19 protein-coding genes and 1 pseudogene are annotated in these 21,017 nt (G+C 71.1%); 10 read left to right on the top strand and 10 right to left on the bottom strand.

The window, feature by feature from the left end; translation table 11 throughout:
* A partial coding sequence (locus KMS84_RS31010; RefSeq protein WP_306425502.1) for a hypothetical protein occupies positions 1-554 on the top strand: 554 nt, incomplete at its 5' end.
* Here KMS84_RS31010 and KMS84_RS31005 read toward each other — a convergent pair.
* The 3 genes from KMS84_RS31005 to KMS84_RS30995 form a co-directional block, all read right to left on the bottom strand.
* The gene (locus KMS84_RS31005; protein WP_256919795.1) at positions 551-1,669 is read right to left on the bottom strand and encodes a CU044_5270 family protein; all 1,119 of its coding nucleotides are present in this window, start codon (positions 1,667-1,669) and stop codon (positions 551-553) included. The genes KMS84_RS31010 and KMS84_RS31005 overlap by 4 nt on opposite strands.
* Complete coding sequence (locus KMS84_RS31000) at positions 1,666-2,316, bottom strand: RNA polymerase sigma factor (RefSeq protein ID WP_256919798.1); 651 nt, start codon at positions 2,314-2,316, stop codon at positions 1,666-1,668. Before KMS84_RS31000 ends, KMS84_RS31005 begins: the two co-directional genes overlap by 4 nt.
* 154 nt (positions 2,317-2,470) lie before the next feature.
* On the bottom strand, positions 2,471-5,632 hold the full coding sequence (locus tag KMS84_RS30995) for a DEAD/DEAH box helicase (RefSeq protein ID WP_438819005.1): 3,162 nt from the start codon (positions 5,630-5,632) through the stop codon (positions 2,471-2,473).
* A gap of 156 nt (positions 5,633-5,788) precedes the next feature.
* On the opposite strand from KMS84_RS30995, the gene KMS84_RS41290 reads away from it, so the two are divergent.
* A complete protein-coding gene (locus KMS84_RS41290; protein WP_256919793.1) occupies positions 5,789-6,790 on the top strand; it encodes a YDG/SRA domain-containing protein in 1,002 nt (333 codons plus the stop codon).
* A 122-nt stretch (positions 6,791-6,912) separates the two neighbouring features.
* Here the strand turns inward: KMS84_RS41290 and KMS84_RS30985 are convergent, their stop codons facing one another.
* Both KMS84_RS30985 and KMS84_RS30980 read right to left on the bottom strand, forming a co-directional pair.
* Complete coding sequence (locus KMS84_RS30985) at positions 6,913-7,932, bottom strand: hypothetical protein (protein ID WP_256919792.1); 1,020 nt, start codon at positions 7,930-7,932, stop codon at positions 6,913-6,915.
* A gap of 105 nt (positions 7,933-8,037) precedes the next feature.
* A complete protein-coding gene (locus KMS84_RS30980; protein WP_256919791.1) occupies positions 8,038-9,513 on the bottom strand; it encodes a glycoside hydrolase in 1,476 nt (491 codons plus the stop codon).
* 330 nt (positions 9,514-9,843) lie between these two features.
* Between KMS84_RS30980 and KMS84_RS30975 the strand changes: the two genes are divergently transcribed.
* A complete protein-coding gene (locus tag KMS84_RS30975; RefSeq protein WP_256919790.1) occupies positions 9,844-10,656 on the top strand; it encodes a class E sortase in 813 nt (270 codons plus the stop codon).
* Between the two features lie 132 nt (positions 10,657-10,788).
* Here the strand turns inward: KMS84_RS30975 and KMS84_RS30970 are convergent.
* From KMS84_RS30970 to KMS84_RS30960, 3 genes and pseudogenes are all read right to left on the bottom strand, one after another.
* Positions 10,789-11,556 (bottom strand): annotated as a pseudogene (locus KMS84_RS30970) (DUF817 domain-containing protein); the annotation flags it as partial.
* A gap of 156 nt (positions 11,557-11,712) precedes the next feature.
* Positions 11,713-12,096, bottom strand: coding sequence for a GntR family transcriptional regulator (locus KMS84_RS30965; protein ID WP_256919789.1), 384 nt, complete (start codon positions 12,094-12,096; stop codon positions 11,713-11,715).
* Positions 12,089-12,847, bottom strand: coding sequence for a hypothetical protein (locus KMS84_RS30960; protein WP_256919788.1), 759 nt, complete (start codon positions 12,845-12,847; stop codon positions 12,089-12,091). The genes KMS84_RS30965 and KMS84_RS30960 overlap by 8 nt, the downstream gene beginning before the upstream one ends.
* 367 nt (positions 12,848-13,214) lie before the next feature.
* Between KMS84_RS30960 and KMS84_RS30955 the strand changes: the two genes are divergently transcribed.
* From KMS84_RS30955 to KMS84_RS30945, 3 genes are all read left to right on the top strand, one after another.
* A complete protein-coding gene (locus KMS84_RS30955) occupies positions 13,215-13,481 on the top strand; it encodes a DUF6412 domain-containing protein (protein ID WP_256919797.1) in 267 nt (88 codons plus the stop codon).
* A gap of 136 nt (positions 13,482-13,617) precedes the next feature.
* Complete coding sequence (locus tag KMS84_RS30950) at positions 13,618-14,316, top strand: YidC/Oxa1 family membrane protein insertase (RefSeq protein WP_256919796.1); 699 nt, start codon at positions 13,618-13,620, stop codon at positions 14,314-14,316.
* Positions 14,317-14,432: 116 nt separating this feature from the next.
* Complete coding sequence (locus KMS84_RS30945; RefSeq protein WP_256919787.1) at positions 14,433-15,290, top strand: fumarylacetoacetate hydrolase family protein; 858 nt, start codon at positions 14,433-14,435, stop codon at positions 15,288-15,290.
* A gap of 202 nt (positions 15,291-15,492) precedes the next feature.
* Here KMS84_RS30945 and KMS84_RS30940 read toward each other — a convergent pair whose 3' ends face one another.
* Together KMS84_RS30940 and KMS84_RS30935 are read right to left on the bottom strand one after the other, a co-directional pair.
* Positions 15,493-15,999, bottom strand: a complete 507-nt coding sequence (locus tag KMS84_RS30940; protein WP_256919786.1) for a heme-degrading domain-containing protein — start codon at positions 15,997-15,999, stop codon at positions 15,493-15,495.
* The gene (locus tag KMS84_RS30935; RefSeq protein WP_256919785.1) at positions 15,999-17,072 is read right to left on the bottom strand and encodes a Gfo/Idh/MocA family oxidoreductase; all 1,074 of its coding nucleotides are present in this window, start codon (positions 17,070-17,072) and stop codon (positions 15,999-16,001) included. Before KMS84_RS30935 ends, KMS84_RS30940 begins: the two co-directional genes overlap by 1 nt.
* 82 nt (positions 17,073-17,154) lie before the next feature.
* Between KMS84_RS30935 and KMS84_RS30930 the strand changes: the two genes are divergently transcribed.
* The 4 genes from KMS84_RS30930 to KMS84_RS30915 all read left to right on the top strand — a co-directional run.
* Complete coding sequence (locus KMS84_RS30930; protein WP_256919784.1) at positions 17,155-18,369, top strand: ROK family transcriptional regulator; 1,215 nt, start codon at positions 17,155-17,157, stop codon at positions 18,367-18,369.
* Between the two features lie 145 nt (positions 18,370-18,514).
* Positions 18,515-19,429, top strand: a complete 915-nt coding sequence (locus KMS84_RS30925) for a hypothetical protein (protein WP_285894178.1) — start codon at positions 18,515-18,517, stop codon at positions 19,427-19,429.
* 237 nt (positions 19,430-19,666) lie between these two features.
* Positions 19,667-20,446 (top strand): HAD-IIA family hydrolase, encoded by a 780-nt coding sequence (locus KMS84_RS30920; protein WP_108999638.1) that lies wholly within the window; start codon positions 19,667-19,669, stop codon positions 20,444-20,446.
* A 104-nt stretch (positions 20,447-20,550) separates the two neighbouring features.
* A partial coding sequence (locus KMS84_RS30915; RefSeq protein ID WP_256919782.1) for a hypothetical protein occupies positions 20,551-21,017 on the top strand: 467 nt, incomplete at its 3' end.

Below are 21,017 nucleotides of genomic sequence, written 5' to 3'. Positions count from 1 at the left end.
CCCACCGCACCCCCGACGGCGCCACCCACGACGACGCCGACGACCGGCCTCGGCCGGACCTCGCCGAACCCCCCGAGCACGCGAGGTTCGCCGCGTACCTGGACGCCCTCGACCGCGTCCCGGCCGCCGAGGAGGCGTCCCTCGTCCGTCGCGTCCTCACGGACGAGGACGTGACGATGGCCCGCTCGGCGGTCGTCCGCCACCTGGACCGGACGGCCGCCGCGTTCCCCCGCGCCACCGCCGACGACGAGAGCTGGCACGCCTGGACGGAGGCGATGGGAACGGCGGTCGGGAAAGACGCCTTCCTGACGACCCGCCTCGGCGAATGGACCCTGCTCCGCGCCCTCACCACCCCCTCCGACGCGAGGGCCCGGATCGCCCCGCCCGCCACCCCTGGGACGGCCGGGGCGATCCAGGCCCTCGGCACCGCCTCCGACTGGCTACAGCGCAGACTCGTCGAAGCCCCGGACGCCTCCCCGCAGGCCCTCGGGTTCCTGGCCGAGCACGGCCGCACGAAGAAGGTCCGTGCGGCCGCCGCGAACCGCGTGCGCTAGCTCCGTCCGGCGCGACGGCGCTCACCGGGCGCCAGCCCCTGCCTGTCGACGACGGCCCGTTCCAGCACGGCCGTGGTCGCGAAGACCGTCCCCGCCCTGCCCCGCTCGGTGTCCCGGCCGGCGACCGTGCGCTCGCCCAGGTAGTCCAGCGTGCGGGCGTCGAAGATCCACTCGTTGCGGGTGCCCTGCCGCACGTCCTCCCGGGCGATGGCGATGCCGTGGCGTCCGACGGCGTCCACCGCGTCGTCCACCTCGGTGACGCCGGGGATGCGGGCGGTGGCCCTGAAAAAGGCGGCGGCCGTGGCGGACGGCATGGTCTGCTCCCTGATCAGGTCCCCGATCCGGTCGAAGACCGCCTGGTCGCGGTCCTCGCCCTTCTCCACCGGGGTCTCGCGGTAGAGCCGCTTCAGCAGGTGTCCCGGCTCGGTGGGCAGCGAGGCGAGCCAGGCGTAGGTCGGCCGCTGGACGCCGGCCGGCACGGCGGAGTCCCTCGGGTTCGTGCCGTCCGGCACCCCGACCTCGATCGGCCAGTCCTGTCCGTCCTCACGGATGAGCCCGACGTCGACCACGGGCCCCTGCTGCTGCGAGAACCACACCTGCCGCTCGTGCAGCGGCCCGAGCTTCACGGGCTTCCCGAACGCGCCCACGTTCTCGGCCACCCGGCTGCGCACGTAGACGAACTGGTCCTCCCGCACCGGCTGCACCGCGGTGTCCATGGCGACGGCGGCCATCCGGCCGAGGGTGACGACGGCGCTGCGACCGGCGGCCGGGGGCGTGCCGGGAGCGCCCGCCCGGGCGCCCGCGTCCGCGCCGTGCCGGTCCACGCCGAAGCCGACGGTGAGCCCGGCCGCCAGCGCGGCGGCGACGGCCCCGGCGACGAGAGCGGACCGGGCCGGCCGGGAGAGCCGACGGGGCGTCGGCAGCGGGCGGGCGCCCTCCGCCTCGTCGCGGCGATCACGATCGATGAGCTGCATCAGAACGTCCTTGTGATGGGAACGACGCCCGGGAGGCAGCACCTGCTCGACGGGGGCGGTCGGCAACAGCCGTGCCAGCTCCCCCAGTTCGTCGAGTTCCGCGCGCTCACCCTGCTCGGGTCCGGCCGGAGTGGCGTTCATCGGGCTTCCTCCTGAAGGGGCAGGACCGCGAACGCGGTCTCACTCTCTACCTCTCCGCGACGGGAACGCGGTTCCAGCCAACCCGTATGCGAGGAATGTGCCGTACGTCTCCCGCGCTCCTCCTCGTCGACGAACTCCCGCAGCCGAGCCCGCGCCCGCGACAGCCGTGACCGCACGGTGCCGACCGGAACGCCGAGCGCCTCGGCGGCCTGCGCGTAGTCGAGCCCGCCCCACACGCACAGCGCGATGACCTCCCGCTCCTGCCGCCGCAGCCGTCCCAGCACCCGGCGCACGTCGGCGAGCCGCCGCGCGTCGTCCACCCGGCCCGCGACGGCCTCGGCGAAGTCCTCGACGTCCCGCGCCCCCGGCGCCCGCCGGGCCAGGAACGCGAGCCGCCGCCGCAGACTCCGGTCGGCGTTGCGCGCCTTGTTCGTGGCGATCCCGAACAGCCACGGCCGCAACGACCCACCCTCGACGGCCACGTCCTCCCGCCCCCGCCAGGCGGCGAGAAACGTCTCCGACATGACCTCCTCGGCCACCGACCAGTCACCCGTGAGCCGCAGGGCATGGTTGTAGACGGCGGTCGCGTACAACTCGTAGAGCTCCCCGAAAGCAGCCCGCTCCCCTCGCCGAACCCGCCCCCGCAACCGGGCCCCGTCATCACCGACGGCCCCCGCCACTTCACTCTCTCCGTTGGACCTCACACCCTTACCTCTCCGCAGCCGGGGGGCGGTTCCGGTGGTGTGGATCACAGTGGCCGTCGGCTGGCGGGTGCAGTCCGGTAACGCGTCGCCGTCCTCATCACCCGGCTTTGATGGTCGAGTAGGTCCAGACGTCCGCCGGGATTTTGTGTTGGAGACGCCATGTGATCGCCATCGGTTTGCTACCGGTGTGGGTTTCGTACTCAGCAGGTCCGAGAAGCATCCATGGCTGTGCAGTGCCAATGTCGGTGCTCTTGTACCGCCTTACGAAGAGCAGGACATGGCTGCCGTTCGCTGCGTGGTGCTGGTAGCGCAGGCCGGTTGGGGAGGAAGCTGAGGTCTGGTTTTGGGACTCCCAGTGAAAGCGGGTTTCGCTCTGTGCGTAGTCGTGATAGCGAGTCTGCGGAGAGAAATCCCTCTCGTCCTTCTCTAGGGTGATCAGTAGCGCGTCAGCCTTGATCGACTCACACCATTTCACACCCTCGCGAAAATCAGCTGGCATGAAGCCTCCTACGACGGACTGACCGAGTGCCGGGAGGATCTCTTCGCGGGTGTAGGAGGCATGAACTGTTAGGGGGATTGCCGTCCCATCGCCCACGCCGAGGAGGGGGACCGGAACGTGTTCTGTGTGGGCCAGGTTGTAGGCCAGCACCTGACGCAACTCGTCGCGTAGGGCATGATAATTGCGCAGCGCCTCGAAGCCGGAATCGTAGTCGGTGAACTCCTTGCGCGTAAAACCGCCAAGCGGCCATAGCTGAAAGAAGAGCATGCGCGCATACGCCTGCCCTTGCTCGTCGAGCTCACTGTAGGCCGGCGCGTCATCGTGGAGCATCCGCACGTAGGCCGCTACTCGAAGGGGATCATCGACATGCAGGAAGGAGGGGATGCGTCGGATGAGGGCTGGCTCCCTCTCCGGGACTTCTCCGTTCAGGAGCCCCGACCGACGCAGCAGTCCCGTCCATGAGTTGCCGTTGCCTCGATAGATCTCTTTCAGCTCGCGGCCACTCTCTTCGAGGTATCGGCTGAGCTTTGGCTCGGCGTAATCTGCGACCTCGCGCGCCAGGGCCGTGACATTCACGCCGATCTGCTCCTTGATGTTGGCGATGACGACCCGCTTCGCCTTCTCCTCAAGGATGATCTCGCAGCCCGACGGTAGCTGAGGAAAGTCGCGCTCGAGGTGATCCAGTAGGCGCTTGCGTGTCAGGTTGGTCAGCGCACGAAACTGGTTTTCGAAACGGAACTCCTTGCGGTGCTGTCCGATGAAGTCGAGCACAGTAAGCACCGCCTTGTCCTCTGTGCGACGCAACCCGCGGCCGAGCTGCTGCAAGAACACAGTGGCGCTGGAGGTGGGGCGGAGCAGAAGCAGAGTGTCTACATCAGGGATGTCGAGCCCCTCGTTGAAGAGGTCCACTGAAAAGATCACCTGAAGTGTGCCGGATTTCAGGTTTCCTAGTGCCTGCTTGCGTTGTTCGGACGGCGTCTCACCGGAGAGTGCGATGGCGTCGAAGCCCGCCGTGCGGAACGTCTCTGCCATGAAGTGGGCGTGAGCAACTGATACGCAGAATCCCAACGCACGCATCCTCGCTGGTTCAGCGATCTTTTCCCTGACTGCCTTGACAACCAATCGTGCGCGGGTGGCATTGGCCGAGATGGCACTACTCAAGGATTGTGTGTCGTAAGCGCCGCGCTTCCATTCCACCGTGCTGAGGTCAGTGTTGTCGCTGATGCCGAAATAGTGGAAGGGGCTGAGGAGTTCATTCTCGAGGGCCTCCCACAGGCGCATCTCAGCGGCGATCCGTCCGTCGAAGAACTCGTCGTGGATGTTCCTACCGTCCATGCGCTCAGGCGTCGCCGTGAGGCCCAAAAACTCCACTGGGCGAAAGTGATCGACTATTTTACGGTACGTGGGTGACGTCCCGTGATGGAACTCATCGATCACGATGACATCGAAGTGATCCTGAGGGAGGCGATCTAGTGCTGATCCGTTGAGTGTTTGCACGCTGGCGAAGACATGCGCCCAGCGTTCCGGGACGTCGCCGCTGTGGAAGGACTCGCCAAAATTCGGATCTACCAGGACGTCCTGGTAGGTGCGCATGGACTGTTGCAGAATTTCCTTGCGATGGGCGACGAACAGTAGTCGGAGATCTCGGCCGTGTGTCTTCCTTAGTTGTTTGTAATCGAGTGCCGCCATCACGGTCTTACCGGTTCCGGTAGCTGCTACGAGGAGGTTCCGGTGGCGATCGTGTACCTTGCGTTCCACCTCCAGCCGCTCCAGCATGTCCCGCTGATGGGGGTAGGGGCGTACTTCTAGGCCAGACAGTGTGATTCTGCGAGTAGCCATGTGAGTTGATGACGTGCCACCCGCGACCGCTAGGGCTTCCTGAAGCCGCGCCCCGTCAGTTTCGGGATCGTAAGACTCGAATGACGGATCATTCCAGTACGCCTCGAAGGTGGCATCGAACTTGCGCAAAACGTCAGGAGTGGCGACGGACGACATGCGCACGTTCCACTCTAGACCGTCGAGAAGCGCCGCCTTGGATAGATTGGAACTGCCGACATAGGCTGTGTCGTAGCCACTGTTGCGACGAAACAGCCAAGCTTTGGCGTGAAGCCGTGTTGAGCGAGTCTCATAGTTGACTCGGACCTGAGCGTTGAACTCCTGCACCAATCGGTCTAGTGCGCGGCGTTCGGTGGCCCCGATGTAGGTCGTGGTGATGACGCGTATCGGCACCTTGCGTTCGTAGGCCGCCTTGAGAGACTGCTCAATGATGCGCAACCCATGCCACTTCACGAAGGCGCAGAGCAGGTCGACGCGGTCGGCGGTGGCGAGCTCGGCACGCAATTCGAACCCGAGGCTCGGATCTTCCGGTGAGTTGGTGATGAGGGCAGCGTCCGAGAGGGGGATGCCTGGGCGCACGGCAAATACGCCTGGGGCTTCCTGCCTGCTGAGTGCAAGTAGCTGTCGGGGGCCTTCGGCTACGAGGTCCACCCACTCCTGAGCTCCATCCAACGTGCCAATGGACTCCAGGATGTGGTTTGCGGCGTGCACGCGCTCCTCCGCTGGGAGGTTCTGGAGAACCCGCCGGACCACGCCTGCCACATGCCTGGCCAGAACATGGGGCGCCGATGCTGTCCCTACTGCCTCACTCACGGGATGCCAACCTAGGTTGGCAAGCTGCTTCACCTGCTGTTCAAAGCGCAGCGTGAGAAGTTCCTCGTAGAGGCCGGCTGAGAGCCCTGAAGGTTCTGCTGTGGTCACGATGCCTTCCCCCGCTCCTTGGACAACTCGGGGTATGTGTAACAGAGGGCACCGACATGGGCAGAAGAGGGCGTAGAACGTGCCGAGGTACACCCGTCAACTCGACATAGAAAAGTATGGAGTTGACTTAATCGATCTAGGTCGGTCCAGGATGAGCGCGTGGACATCAAACGGACGATCGGAAACATCGAGGGTGTCGTGGTGGGGGACCACTTCAGTGGTCGGCTCGACGTGATGCGCGCCAAACTTCACCAAACTAACCAAAAGGGAATTTCCTGGCTTGCGGATGTGGGCGATGGCTTACCTGTTGCTGACGCCATCGTCCTCAACGGCGGGTATGTGGACGACGATGATCGCTGGACGACCATGCAGTACACGGGCGCGTCGGAAGGCAAGGATCGCGATGCCGAGACCGGCAGACTTCGACGCAGCCAGTCCTGGTCGTACGTCGACAACGCGGCCCTCAAGCGCAGCTATGAGCGTAAGTATCCGATTCGCGTCATCCGTGGCTATGAGGGAGACAAGCGTTACTCGCCCCCCAAAGGCTATCGCTATGACGGTCTGTTCGAGATTAAGGCGATACGTACGGGCATCTCTAAGTGGCCTGCTCCCGATGGCTCCGAGATCAAGATCTGCCAGTTTGATCTGGAACGGATACCTGACGTGCAGCAGAGCCTGACGCCTCTGGAACTGCGCGTCGCCGAGATGATCCAAGAAGTCGAGGAGCAGGCGGAGGCGGGAGAGGAGAGGTACCCGCAAGTGCGGACGATGGCGATCAGACGCCTCATACGCAGCGTGGCAACGTCGCAGCGAGTCAAAAACCTCTACGGCGGCGAATGCCAGCTCTGCGGACTTCGCATCCTTGGTCCGGACGGTAAGCCTCATAGCCAGGGCGCCCACATCAAGCCCCTGGGCGATCCTCACGGTGGGCCTGACGTTGAGCCGAACATCCTGTGTGTCTGCCCCAACTGTCATGTGCGACTGGATGTTGGCGCGGTGATCGTGGACGAAGATTGGTCCATCGTCGTGCGTGCTGACCTGTTTGGTGCGCCGATGCTGCCCATGCTCAGAACTAAGGGCTGGCATCGTGTACATCCGGACTACCTGCGCTATCACCGCGAGTGGTGGGCGAGCCGAGGCGATCACCACACGGCTTCCTGACACCTCGCGGCCCAGCGGCCGCCGACAGGGTGGATGTCCTGGCGGCCGCGTAGGGCCATGTTCGATCTAGGGAGATCGAGGGGAAAGGGGGTGCGCCTGTGGGGAGATGAAGCGTCAGCCGATTACGCCCCCGCCCCATGACACCCCGCATAAGCAACCCCCGACCCGCACCAGCACCCCGCCCCCCGCTCCGGCGGCCAGCTCATGGCCCTTCCCCTTGCTGCCAAGGTCGTCGCGTACTGGGGGAGGAGGTCGGTGTCGGACGGGGACGAGGCCTCCGAGGCTGCGAAGGCCTCGTAGGAGGGGACCGTGCCGGTGACGATGCCGAGGTTGGGGGTGCCCGAGGCGGACAGTTCGCGCAGGGAGGCCTCTATGCCCGCGAGGTGCTCCTCGTGCGAGGGGTACTCGTCCGACAGGGCCGGGTACGCCGCGACCAGCTCCGCCAGCTCACCGGCGGGCCAGTGCAGGACCGCGACCGGGAACGGGCGGGAGAGTTCCTCGCGGTAGGCGCCGAGCTCGGCGCGCAGGCGGGAGATCTCCGCCTGGAGTTCGGCCGGGTTGTCCGAGCCCAGGGACCAGACGCGCTTGGGGTCGTGCAGCTCGTCCAGGGGGACGGGCGAGGTGTGGAGGGTGTCGGCCAGCACATCCCAGTCGTCGTGGGCCGCGCCCAGCATGCGGCGTACGCGGTGGCGGCCGAAGAGCAGGGGGTGGCAGGCGTGCGGCGGGGGTTCCGGCACGTCCGCCAGGAGCAGGGTGACGCCCTCGGTGAACGTCTTGTGCGCGGCCTCCAGCTCGTCGTGGGCCTCCAGGGACTCGGCGACGATCACCCAGGGGGCCGGGTCGCGGGGGGCCGTGGCGCGGATGCCGTCGATGATGGCCCGGGCCTCGGCCTCGTGGCCGTACTCCCACAGGTTCGCGGCCTTCAGGGCGCGGATCAGGTGCGGGTCGTCCAGGCTGTCCGAGGACGACAGCAGGCGGTCGTACAGGGTCGTGGCGGCGGGGCGGTCGCCGGCCAGTTCCAGGTGGGCCGCGGACTGCAGCAGCAGGGCTTCCGCGTCCTCGGGGTACAGGCCGGCGGTCCGCTCCAGGCGTGCCGCTTCGGCGGTGTGGTCGACGTTCTCGGCAGGCGTGTCGGGGCGCATGGATGACACCGTAGCGCCGCGCGGTGACAAAGGAGAGATACCCGCAGGCCAGCGCCCGCCCCGACGTCCCGCCCGCGGGCGGGGCGGGACGTCGGGGCGGCCGCGCTAGATCGTCACCCCGTCCACCTGAAGGGTCTGCACCGCCCCCGCCGCGAACGGCACGCTGATCGTCTTTCCGTTCAATCGTGTGTCCGAGTGGGAGGCGTAGAGGTCGCCGGAGCCGTTCGTCACCGTGTTCCAGCGGGGGACCAGGCCCGAGGCGCCGCCCGTCACCGTCGTGAAGCGGGACAGGTCGAAGGTCAGGGCCTGGGCCGAGGACGACGTGTTCGCGGCGACGATGACCAGGCGCTTCGCGGCCCTGTCGAGCGCCGCCGCCGCATAGCTGACGCCCGTGTCGAGGATCGTCATGCCGGGGCGGATGTGGCGGCTGAACTGGGCCATGACGTAGTACTTCGTGGTGACCGCGCCGGCGGCCAGCGTGTTCGCGTCGTAGGCGATCATCGCCCAGCCCGACGACGGGTCCATGACCTGCCAGTAGACCCACGCCGTCGGGTGCAGCCAGCGGAAGTCGTACAGCAGGTTGCTCGCCATGGTGAGACCGGTGCCGTCCTTGTCGCCGGTCTCGGAGTTCCACAGCGCCTTGCGGGCCGTCGTCACGACGTCGGTGTAGAGCAGGTCGCGGCGGCCGCCCGAGCCCTGGTAGCCGTGGACGTTGACCCGGTCGACGTAGCCCTTGGTCGTCGACGAGAAGGAGTTCCAGGTGGTGCGGGCCAGGTCGTAGCTCGTCTCGTCCGAGGCCGAGATCCTCGTCGCCGTCAGGCCGCGCTTGTCCAACTCGCTGCGCAGGTAGGGGAGTACGGCGGCCTGGACGGTCGCGTCCATGTGGCAGCCCTCCTGCGTCCCGGTCGCCGTCCACCAGGACGACGACGGCTCGTTGAAGGCGTCCACCGTGGCGAAGTCCACGCCCCAGTGCGTCTTCGCGTACGACGCGACCGCCGCCAGGTGGGAGGCGTGCTGGCGGTAGTTCCAGGACTGGAGGTTGTTGCCGCCGTCCGAGGCGCCGGACGGGTTGTGGTTCAGGCACATCCACCACATGGGCGAGTTGGCGAACAGTTCCGTCGTCGCGCCGCGCGCCGCCGCCTTCTGGAGCATCGCGCGCTGGGTCGCGTCCGCGGTCCAGTCCCAGGCCGAGGACGTCGGGTCCTCGTTGTTCCAGTCCTGCCAGTAGCCCTCGATCTGCTTGAAGCCGGGGATGTTGGGGGAGACCGCCATCGACGTGCCGCCCACCGTGTTCCAGCTGGACGCGCCCAGGTTGTAGCGGGCGATGTTGAGGCCGAGACCGGGGAGCGTCCTGCCGTTGTAGGACACCGACTTGGTCGTGAAGAAGATGTCGGCGAAGTCGTCCCGGGCGCCGAAGACGTTCGCCCACCAGGCCAGGGAGGTGCCCCAGCCCTCCCATGTGCCGTATGTCGTCGACGGGTTGACGGCGACGGTGGCGTCGGCCCGGGCGGTGCCCGTCGCGAGGGCGCTTCCGAGGAGCGCGCCTCCGGTGGCCGTCAGCAGTGTCCTGCGTCGGATCATGACTTCTCCGCTTCATGACTGCGATCGACAGCCGGCCGTCCCGACCGGCGTCGTCAGGTGCGTCAGTGCGTCCAGTGCGTCAGTGCGTCACTGGGTCCATGCGTTGGTGCGGCCGTGCCTCCGCAAGGCGGTGCGTCCGCGAGGCGCTGCGTCCGTGCGTCCGTGCGTCCGTGCGTCCGTGCGTCCGTGCGTCACGAAGCATCGGGGGCGTTCCGTGGTGTTGTCGAGAGTTCTGACAGCCCTTTCTCCAACCTGTGGAGGAAGGGTCGCCCCGGGTTCGGGCGGGCGAACACTCTGGAGACCTCGGCCCGCGCCGCCTATCGTGCCCGCGTGCGGATCCCCCTCGTGCAGCACAGCACCCGGCGACGGCGTGCCCGCTACCGGCGTGCGCTCTGGAGCGGCGCCGAACTGCTCGTCACCGCCGGGGTGTTGGTGCTCCTCCTCGTCGTGCACCAGCTGTGGTGGACCAACCGGGAGGCCAGGCAGGGCGCCGAGCGGCGGGTCGAGGCGCTGGAGCGGGAGTGGGGGAACGGGAGCGGGTCCGGCGACGGCGGGTCCGGAACCGGGACGGGCGCGGGCGCGGGGGCCGGATCGGACGTCGGCTCCGGTTCCGGGGCGGGCGCGGACGGCGGGGCGGGGCCGTCGGGCGACGGCGGCGCGGCGGCCTCGTCCTCGGGCGCGCCCCGCTCCTCGCAGACCTACGCCGTCCTGCGCATCCCCCGCCTGGATCTGCGGGTCCCCGTCGCCGAGGGCACCAGCAGGCGGGACGTCCTCAACAAGGGGTATGCCGGTCACTACGCCGGCACCCAGCAGCCGGGCCAGGAGGGCAACTTCGCGGTGGCCGGGCACCGCAACACCCACGGCGAGCCCTTCCGGCGGCTGGACCGGCTGCGGAAGGGCGACAGGGTGGAGGTGGCGACCAGGAACGCGACCTACACCTACGTCGTCGACCAGGTCCTGCCGCAGACCTCACCCCGTGACGCGGGCGTCATCCGGCCCGTGCCCCGGTCCCTCGCCCGGCCCGCCTACGGCTACGACGCCCCCGGCCGCTACCTCACCCTCACCACCTGCACGCCCGAGTACACCTCCCGCTACCGCATGGTCGTGTGGGCCGAGCTGGCCGCGACGCTCCCCCGCCGGTAGGCCGCCGCCGCCCGGGGACCGCGCGCCGTCGGCAGGAGACGTCCCGTCGTGCCGCCGCGCCCCGCAGATGACGAACGTGACGCTGATCAGCAGGGCCCAGGAGGCCCACTTGGACACCGGGACGGGCTCCCAGCCGTGGAGCTGGGACGGGTAGGTCCAGGCGCCCAGGTAGGTGGCGATGTTCTCGGCCAGCCAGAGGAAGAAGCCGATCAGCGCGAAGGCGAGCGCCAGGGGCATGCGATGGCGCAGCTCGCCGACCGTGAAGTGCACGCGGGCGCCCGCCGTCGCGACGAGCAGCGCGGCGCCCAGGGGCAGCCGCAGGTCGGGCAGCCAGTGGTGGGTGAGGAAGTTGACGTACAGGCCGACGGCCGTCACGGCGGTGGCGCGGGCGCGGTAGCCGGTCAGGGAGAGGTCGAGCAGCCGCCAGGAGCGGCAGACGTAGCTGCCCACGGCCGCGTACATGAAGCCGCCGTACAGCGGGACCCCGGCGATCTTGGTCAGTCCGGACTCGGGGTAACTCCAGGATCCCACCAGCACCTTGACCAGTTCGAAGGCGAGCCCGAGGACGTGGCAGGCGGCCACGACGGCCACCTCGCGCCGGGTCTCCCAGCCGAGCGCGTAGCCCACGGCGGTGAGCAGCACGCCGTAGGCGAGGAGGAGGTCGTAACGGGCCACCGGGAAGGACAGGTGCGACGACAGCAGCTTGGAGACCGCCATGCCGCCGAACAGCGCGACGGCGAACGCGCAGCAGCGCGCCTGCACCCGGGCGAAGCGCACCAGCTGCCGGGCCACGTGCGAGGGGCTGGCGGCGAGGCGCGACGGGCGCCGGGCGAGGCGCGACACGTGTCGGGCGAGGGCCGTGGCGCGACGCGTGAGCCGGTGGTGGAGGAGCGTGTGCATGGTCATGGAGAGTCGTCGTGGGCGGTCGGCGGTTGCGGCCCGCCGCCCCGGCCCGCCTGCGCCGTCCGCCCCGGCCCGCCTGGGACGCTCGCCCCGCCCTGCCTGGACGTCCGGGCCCCGGTACGCCCCGGGCGTCCGCCCCGGTCGCCCGTGTGCCTACGGCCCTTCCTCCAGGGCTTCCCTGACGGCGGTCAGGACGGCCTCGGTGTCCGCGCCCAGGGCGCGGGCGGAGGCCGTGAAGTCGCGTGCCAGTGTGGCGAGTTGGACGGGGTCGGGGTGGGAGGGTCCGGCCGGGGGCGCCGCCACCCGGGTGCCCGCGCCGCGGCGGGTGCGGATGAGCCGGGCGGCCTCCAGCTCACGGTAGGCGCGGGCCACGGTGCCCGGGGCGAGGCCCAGGTCGGCGGCGAGCTGGCGCACGGTCGGCAGCCGTTCGCCCTCGGTCAGCCGGCCGGTGACGATCAGCGCGGCGAGCTGGGCGCGGATCTGCTCGAACGGCGGCACCTGGCTGGTGGTGTCGACGCGGACGGCGGGCTCACTCATCGCCGACGGCCCTGGGCACGACGATGGTGAACAGGCACCATCCCAGACTGAACAGGGCGACCAGGCTCAGCGGGTAGATCACCAGCGCGGTGAGGTTGCCGAGCATGCCGGCGCAGGTCGTGCGGGACAGCACTCTGCCGATCATCCCGAGGACGATCAGCAACTGGCTGGAGACCAGCAGTCCCCAGGCCGCGGTGATCGCCCACGAGCGGTCGTGGCGCTGCTGGTTGTCGCCGGGGCGGTGGGCGATGCGGCGCAGCGCCCAGACGCAGGCGGCGGTGCCCACGGCGAGGGAGGCGAGGAGGGGCGTGGCGTAGTAGAGGCCGGGCCAGGGGCCCAGGGGTCTGGTCACGCCGTCGCAGGTGACCGTGATGGCCCGGCCCGTGCGGCCGGCCGTGTCGGGGGAGGCGGCGAACGTCCCGAGGGTGAGGAGGACGAGAAGGCACGCCGTCTGGAGGAGCAGCAGCGGCGCCATCCGGGGCGGGACGTGGTCGCGGACCCGGCGGGGGGTGAGGGCGGCGGTGCGGACGGCCTCCTGGGGTGCGAGCGTGAGGGAGTCGCCGAGCAGGACGCCGCCGACCGCGCTCAGGCCGAACGCCGTGATGGCGGTGACGAAGCGCATGGCGAGGGCGGTCTCGCCGCCCAGGGCCCCCAGCCGTTGTGCGACCACGGCGCCCAGGGTCAGCCCCGCCCAGCGGGCGCAGAGGTCGGCGCGGGCCAACAGGCGTTCTGGCGAGACGGTGTCGAGCATGGCGGCCCCCCGGCGCGTGCGTGTGTCAGGCGGTGCACTTGTATCAAGTGATGAGTACAAGAGGTGGGTACAAGATGCCGTGAGCGGGATCTTGTGTCAAACCCCTGATACAAGCGGGAGTTGGGGCGGGGCCGCCGGGGGGCCGACCTGACCGCGGACGCCGGAGTGGGGTATAAACCGGTTACGGATCCAGGGCGGTCATGGGTCCGGACAGTCATGGGTCCGGACAGTCATGGATCCGGACAGTCATGGATCCGGGCAGTCGCGGATCGGGCTGTCGTGGATCCCGCGACCCGGGGAGGAGGCGGACGTGTCGAGTGACCGGTTGTCCGCGCGTTCCCCCGTCCCGCTGCTGTTCCTCCTCGTCATGGACGTCCTCCTCCTGGACGCCGGCGGCCTCTCCGCCGTCTCGGCCGCCGTCGCGCTCGCCGCGACCGCCGCGGCCGGATCCGCCCTCGCCGTCTGCGCGTTGGTGGCCGCGCGCAGCGCGCCCGCCGTCCCGCCCACCCGGGTGCGCACGGCCATCAGGGACCGGGCCCGCCGCACGGCCTTCCTGCCGCAGCGCGATCCCGACGCCTCCGGCCGGCCCCGTCCCAGGGCTCCCGGCCTCGCCCTCCCGACGACCGTCGCGTAGGGCGCGGACCGCCTCGTCCGTGTGACCCCGCGCGGGTCGTCATGCCGCGTTCCCCCACCGCACCGTCGGCACGACGAGACCCCCGGAGGGCTCCTCACCCATGTCTGCTTTTCCGTCCGTACTGCTGTCCGCGCCCGTGTCCGTCCTGGCCGGGCTGGTCGAGCACCTCGCCGAGCTGCTCCAGCCCCTGTGCGGCGCCGCGTCCGCGGCCGCCGCGATCGTCCTGTTCACCGCGCTGGTACGACTCCTCGTGCATCCCCTGTCCCGTGCGGCCGCCCGCGGGCAGAAGGCCCGGACGGCGTTGCAGCCCAGGATCGCGGCACTGCGCGAGAAGCACGGCGCGAACCCCGAGAAGCTCCAGCGCGCGGTGCTGGAGCTGCATGCGGCGGAGAAGGTGTCGCCGCTCTCCGGCTGCCTGCCCAGCCTGCTCCAGCTTCCCGCGTTCTTCGTGCTCTACCGCCTCTTCTCCGGCTCCTCGGCCGACGGCGCGGGCCATGCCCTGCTCGACCACCATCTCTTCACCGCGCCCCTCGGCGACCGCTGGGCGGACGCCCTCGTCGCCGGCGGTCCGGTCGGCGAGGCCGGGCTGGTCTACCTCGTGCTCTTCGCCGTCGTCGCGGCCGTCGCGACCTTCAACTACCGGCGCGCCAGGCGGACGCCGCTGCCCGTGACCGGCGGCCAGGACGTGCCCGGCGTCGGCGCCCTCGCCAAGGCCATGCCGTTCATGTCCTTCTTCACGCTGGTCACCGTGGCCGTCGTGCCGCTGGCCGCGGCGCTGTACGTGATCACGAGCACGACCTGGAGCGCGGTCGAACGGGCCGTCCTTTACCGGTGACGGTCCACTACGTGAGCCGGGTATTGCGGAGCGGACGCCCAGTCTGGAGGATCGACCAGTCATCCGATGGCTGCACCCGTCGGCGGGCGACCCGCGATCCGAGGGAGATTCTCACCATGAAGCTGCTGCGCGTCGGTACGGCCGGAACCGAGCGTCCCGCGGTGCTCGACTCCGAGGGGGTCCTGCGCGACCTCTCCGGGATCGTCCCGGACGTCGACGGGGCGCTGCTCGCCGACGACGTGGCGCTCGGCCGGGTCCGGGCCGCCGCCGAGTCGGGGGAGCTGCCGGCGCTGGACGCGACCGGCCTGCGGATCGGGCCGCCGCTGGCACGGATCGGCAAGATCGTGTGCATCGGGCTGAACTACCACGACCACGCCCGGGAGACGGGTGCCGAGCCGCCCGCCGAGCCCGTCGTCTTCTTCAAGGCGGCGGACACCGTCGTCGGGCCGTACGACACCGTCCTGGTGCCGCGCCGGTCCGTCAAGACCGACTGGGAGGTCGAGCTGGCGGTCGTCGTCGGGCGCACGGCCCGCTATCTCGAGTCGGCTGAGGAGGGGCTCGCGCACGTCGCGGGGTACGCCGTCGCCCACGACGTGTCCGAGCGGGAGTTCCAGATCGAGCGCGGCGGAACCTGGGACAAGGGCAAGAACTGCGAGACGTTCAACCCGCTGGGGCCCTGGCTGGTGACGGCGGACGAGGTCGCCGACCCGCAGAACCTGTCCCTGAGGCTCTGGGTGAACGGCGAGCTGAAGCAGGACGGGACCACGGCCGAGCAGATCTTCCCCGTAGGGGAGGTCGTGCGCTACGTCAGCCAGTTCATGATCCTGTACCCCGGCGACGTCATCAACACCGGGACGCCCGCGGGGGTGGCGATGGGCGCGCCGGAGCCGAAGCCGTTCCTGCGCGCCGGGGACGTGGTGGAGCTGGAGATCGAGGGCCTGGGCCGGCAGCGGCAGGCCTTCAAGGACGCGTAGCGCTCCGCATATCGCTCCGCCGGTGGCGTGCGGGGAGTGCGGGGGAGTGCCGGCCGGTGGGTTCAGCCCGGCCCCGGGTGGGGCCGGGCTGCGGGCTGTGGACGGCGGTCGGCCGCGAGGCCGTCGTGACCGGTCGCGCGGTTCCCCACGCCCCTCGGGGCCGCCCCTGCGTTGCAGCCCCGAGCCGTCGTGTGGGTGGGGGCTACAGCTGGTCTCGGAGGAACTGTTCCAGCGCCTCCACCACGAAGCGGTGGTCCTCCAGCTGGGGCAGGCCGGAGACCGTCACGGCGCCGACGACGCCCACGCCGTCCACGGTGACCGGGAAGGATCCGCCGTGGGCCGCGTAGGTGTCGGGGTCCAGGCGGGAGGAGTCCTCGAACGTCGTCCCCTTGGCGCGGAATCGGGTCCCGACCAGGTAGGACGAGGCGCCGTAACGCTCGACCACCCGGCGCTTGCGCGCGATCCAGGCGTCGTTGTCGGGCGCCGAGCCGGGCAGGGCGGCGTGGAACAGCTGCTGGCCCGCGCGGTGGATGTCGACGGCGACCGGCGCCTGTCGCTCGCGGGCCATCTCCACCAGGAGCGAGCCGAGCGCCCACGCGTCGTCATGGGTGAACCGGCGGAAGACCAGCCGCCGTTCCTGCGCCTGGAGCTCCTCCAGGCTCGGGGTGATCTCCGGGGTGAACTTGGGGGTGAGTTCGTGAGCGCCCATTACAGCGTCACCGCCATCCTGTCTCGTGCCGAACGGCGGGCCGCCTCCAGGACGTCGAGGGCGGCGGCCGCCTCGAGGGCGGTCACCGGGTTGGGGCCGCCCTCGGTCAGTGCCCTGGTCACCGCAGCGTAGTAGGCCGGGTAGTCGCCGGGGAGGGTCCGCTCGGGTCGCCCGCCGCCGGTCGCCGGGGACTCCCCGGCGCCCACCCTGCCCCACAGCTCCTCGGGCTCCGTGCCCCAGTGCGCGGTCGCGCCGGGCCGTCCGCCCTCCCGCAGCGCCGCCTCCTGCGGGTCGAGGCCGTACTTCACATAGCCCGCCCTCGAGCCCAGGACCCGGAACCGCGGGCCGAGCTGGGCCGTCGTCGCCGAGACGTACAGGTGGGAGCGCACCCCGCTCGCGTGGGTCAGCGCGATGAACGTGTCGTCGTCGGTCTCGGCGCCGGGGCGTCGGACGTCGCTCTCCGCGTACACGCAGCGCGCCGGGCCGAAGAGGACCAGCGCCTGGTCGACGACGTGACTGCCGAGATCGTAGAGCAGACCTCCGATCTCTGCGGGGTCGCCGGACTCCCGCCAGCCGCCCTTCGGCTGCGGCCGCCACCGCTCGAACCGGGACTCGAACCGCCACACCTCGCCCAGCTCGCCCTCGGCCAGCAGCTTGCGAAGGGTCAGGAAGTCGTTGTCCCAGCGGCGGTTCTGGAAGACGGACAGGAGCAGCCCGCGCTCCTCGGCGAGCGCGGCCAGTTCGCGGGCCTCGGCCGCCGTGCCCGCGACCGGCTTGTCGACGACGACCGGCAGGCCGGCCTTGAGCGCGGCGGTCGCGAGCGGGACGTGCGTCTTGTTGGGGGAGGCGATGACGACCAGATCCAGCTCGCCGGCGCGCGCGAGGAGGTCGTCCGCGGAGGCCGCGATCCGCACGTCCGGGAACGCGGCACGGGCCTGCTCCTGCCGCTCGGGGTTCGAGGTGACCACCGTGTCGAGGACGAGGCCCCCGGTGGCCGCGATCAGCGGGGCGTGGAAGACGGAGCCGGCGAGGCCGTAGCCGATCAGACCTGCGCGGAGGGGAGTACCTGTCATGGTCCCCACTTTCGCAACGCTGTTGCCAAAGTGCAAGCAGGGGGGAGAATGGGGCCGTGAACAGGACCGCCGGAGGCCGGCAGTGAACAGGACGGACGCAGGGGTCAACCTCCTGGGCCTGCGCAGCCACAACACCGCGCTCGTGCTCGACCTGCTGCGCACGGCGGGAGCGGACGGCATCAGCCGGCTGGAACTCGCCGAGCGCACCGGGCTCACCCCGCAGGCGGTCAGCAAGATCACCGCACGGCTGCGGCAGGAGGGGCTGGCCGCGGAGGCGGGGCGCCGCGCGTCCACCGGCGGCAAGCCGCGCACGGTGCTGCGGCTGGCGCCGGAGGCAGGCCACGCGGTCGGGGTCCACCTCGACCGCGACGAACTGAGGGTGGTGCTGGCCCGGCTCGACGGACGCGCGGTGCGGGAGCGGTGCGTGCCGCTGTCCTTGGGCGCGGGGGCGGACCCGGTGCTGGACGCGGTGGCGCGGGAGGTGACGGAGCTCCTCGCCGGCCCGCCCTACGGGGCGCTCCCAGACCCGGAAGGAGCGCCCTCCGGGGCCGTTTCTGCCCAGGGAACCACCCCGTCGGGCCCGCCCCCGGGAGCCGGCTCCGCCCCGGAAGCGGACCGTGCCGGCGTCGCGCCGGTCCTCCTCGGGGTCGGGGTGGCCCTTCCCGGGCCGCTCGACCACGCCCACGGGGTGCTGCACCGGGTCACCGGTTTCCCCGAGTGGGACGGGTTCCCGTTGCGCGACGCGCTGGCCGGGCGGCTGGGGGCGCCGGTGGTCGTCGACAAGGACACCAACGCGGCAGCGCTCGGTCTCGCGGTCGGCGGCGAACGCGGCTCCTTCGCCTGCGTCCATCTGGGCACCGGCCTCGGCGCCGGACTGGTCATCGGCGGGACCCTGCACCGCGGGGCGCGCACCGGCGCGGGCGAGTTCGGCCACCAGGTCATCCAGCTGGACGGACCGCCCTGCTCCTGCGGCAACCGGGGCTGCGTCGAGGCGCTGTGCCTGGCCGCCCTCGACCGGGGGGACGTCGCCGCGGCGGCGCGCGTCCTCGGCGAGGGCGCGGCGAACCTGGCGGGTCTGCTCGACATCGACGCCGTGCTGCTGGGCGGCCGTGCGATCGAGGCCGCTGCGGAGCCCTTCCTCGACGGCGTGACGGCCGTCCTGCGGGCCCGGGCCCGCAGGGAGGGCTCACCGCAGGACGCCGTCCGGGTCCGCCTCGCCCCCCACGGGGCCCGCGCCGTGGCCCAGGGCGCGGCCCAGCTCCTCCTGGCCCCCCTCTTCGGCCGCGCGAACGGGTGACGGGGGCCGGGGCGGCACGAGCGCGGCGACGCGACGGGCGCGGGCGGGGGTCCCCACCCGGCCCGCGCCCGAACGAGGGGATTCGCACGGTCGTGCGGTGTGCCGTCGGGGAACGGCGCGGGAGGCCGGGCAGGCTCACGTGTTCATGCGACTGTGCCCGCCTGTCTCCCTCTGCCTCGCCGCGGCCGCCGCCCTCCACCCCGCGCCCGCCGCCGCGGCCGCCGCCCTCCTCCCCGCGCCCGCCGCCGCGGAAGCCGGCCCGGGCTGTGCCGGTGCCGCCGCCGGTGACTTCCCCCTCAGCACCCGGATTCGCGGCGGCCCCGCCTCCTACCGGGCGGGCGGCGGATACGGCGTCTGGTACCTCGACCTCACGAACACCACCCGCGGCGCCTGCGCCGAGGTCCACCCGGTGGTCGTCCTGGTCGACTCCGGCCGGAGCCTGAAGCCGTCCCAGCCGCGACTGGAGTTCTACGCCGGCGGCCGGCCGCACCCGGTCCGCTTCGAGCCCACGGACGACGACGAGCTCGTCGGCGCGTTCACCGGCGACGGCGCGTCCGGCGGCTTCCCCGGGTTCAGCGTGGGCCCCGGCCGGACCCTCACCGTCAAGCTGCGGCTCGCCCTCGCTCCGGACGCGGCGGCCAACGTGGTCACCGCCAACGCGGCCGTCGTCCAGCGGCACGGCGACGACGGCGACTGGATCGGGCAGTCGAACGACTACCGCTTCTCCGTCGAGTCCGCCTCCGCCCCGGCCACCGGCCCCGCCACGACCGACCCCACAGCCGACCCCAGTACCGACCCCACGGCCGGTGCGACAGCCGGGGCGACGGCCCGGACGCCCGCCGACCCCACGAGCGCCGCCACCGGCGAGGCCGCGACCGGCGCCGCGACGCCGCCCACCCCCAGTCCCGACGCCTCCGCCGCCGACTCGGGCCGTCTCTCCCTGGCCGACGAGGCCGAGGAGCTCGCCCGCACCGGCCTCGCGTCGCCCGGCGTGCTCGTCGCGGCCGCCTGTTGTCTCCTCGCCGCCGGTGCGGCCCTGCTGGCCCGCCGCCGCCGTTGACCCGCGTCGGCGCCGCGGTCGGCAGGGGAGGCCGAAGACGAGTTCCGACGCGCAGTCCGACGCGCAGTCCGACGCGCGGTCGGCGCCGCGGTCGCCTCCCGTCGGCGTCCCAGCCGGTGGACGGTCCGGAACCGGCCATTCCCTCAAGATCGGGCCTGTGACTAGGCTGAGGCGCACGCAGTGACCGCATGCACGCGCAGCAACCGCGTACTCGCGTACGGCAGGGAGACCCCGCACATGGCAGACCGCAGGCCCATCGAGTCGTGGCTCACCGACATGGACGGTGTGCTCATCCACGAGGGCGTACCGATCCCCGGAGCCGACGCCTTCCTGAAGCGCCTGCGCGAGTCCGGGAAGCCGTTCCTGGTCCTCACCAACAACTCGATCTACACCCCGCGCGACCTGCACGCCCGTCTGCGGCGCATGGGCCTGGACGTGCCGATCGAGAACATCTGGACCTCCGCGCTGGCCACCGCGCAGTTCCTGGACGACCAGCGGCCCGAGGGCACGGCGTACGTCATCGGCGAGGCGGGCCTGACCACCGCGCTGCACGACATCGGCTACATCCTCACCGACCACGAGCCCGACTACGTCGTCCTCGGCGAGACCCGCACCTACTCGTTCGAGGCCATGACCAAGGCCGTCCGGCTCATCAACGACGGCGCCCGCTTCATCTGCACCAACCCCGACGAGACCGGCCCCTCCGCCGAGGGGGCGCTGCCGGCCACCGGCGCGGTCGCCGCGCTGATCACCAAGGCCACCGGCAAGAGCCCGTACTTCGCGGGCAAGCCCAACCCGCTCATGATGCGCACCGGGCTGAACACCATCGGCGCCCACTCCGAGACCAGCGCGATGATCGGCGACCGGATGGACACCGACGTGCTGGCGGGCATGGAGGCCGGGATGCAGACCTTCCTGGTGCTCACCGGCCTGACCCGTCCCGAGCAGGTCGAGGACTTCCCCTACCGCCCGTCGAAGGTCGTGGACTCGATCGCGGATCTCGTCGACCGGATCTGAAACCCGCGGGGGCGCACCGCCCACTCGTACGGAGCAGCGACCCCGCGTCGCAGGATGCGTCCGCTGTCCCGGCGGGGGAGTCTCCAGAGAGCTGGAGGTCCACGATGGGTTCCTTGAAGATCACTGTCTGTGCGGGCGCCGCGGTCGTCGCCGCGGTGCTGGTCCCCACGGCGTACGCCGCGGGCGACGGCGGCCGTGACGCGGGAGGCCGGGGTGGAGGCGCCCGGGGCGGAGGCGTCGGTGTGTCCGTCTCGCCGGCCCTGCCGTCGCCGGGATCCGAGGTCACGGTGAAGGCCACCGGCTGCGGCGGCAGAACGGCCACCGCGGTGTCGGCGGCCTTCGTGGCGGACGCCCGGCTCGTCGTCGCGGACGGCCCCGACGGAGCGCTCGTCGGCGACACCCGGGTCCGCTCCTCGCTCCCGGCGGGGGGCTACGACGTGCGGATCACCTGCGCGGGCGGTCGGGTGAAGGGCCGGATCGACGTGCGGCGACTGGCTTCCGCGCCGCCGGACGCGCCCCCGGACGAACCGTCCGCCCTCTCTCCCGCAGCCGCCCCCATCGCCCCTTCCCC

Origin of the sequence: Streptomyces hilarionis, assembly GCF_024539675.1 — a bacterium.
In the GTDB taxonomy this organism is placed as follows: Bacteria; Actinomycetota; Actinomycetes; order Streptomycetales; family Streptomycetaceae; genus Streptomyces; species Streptomyces hilarionis.
Note: the sequence above shows the minus strand (reverse complement) of the source record. Positions and strands in the feature narration are given on the sequence as shown.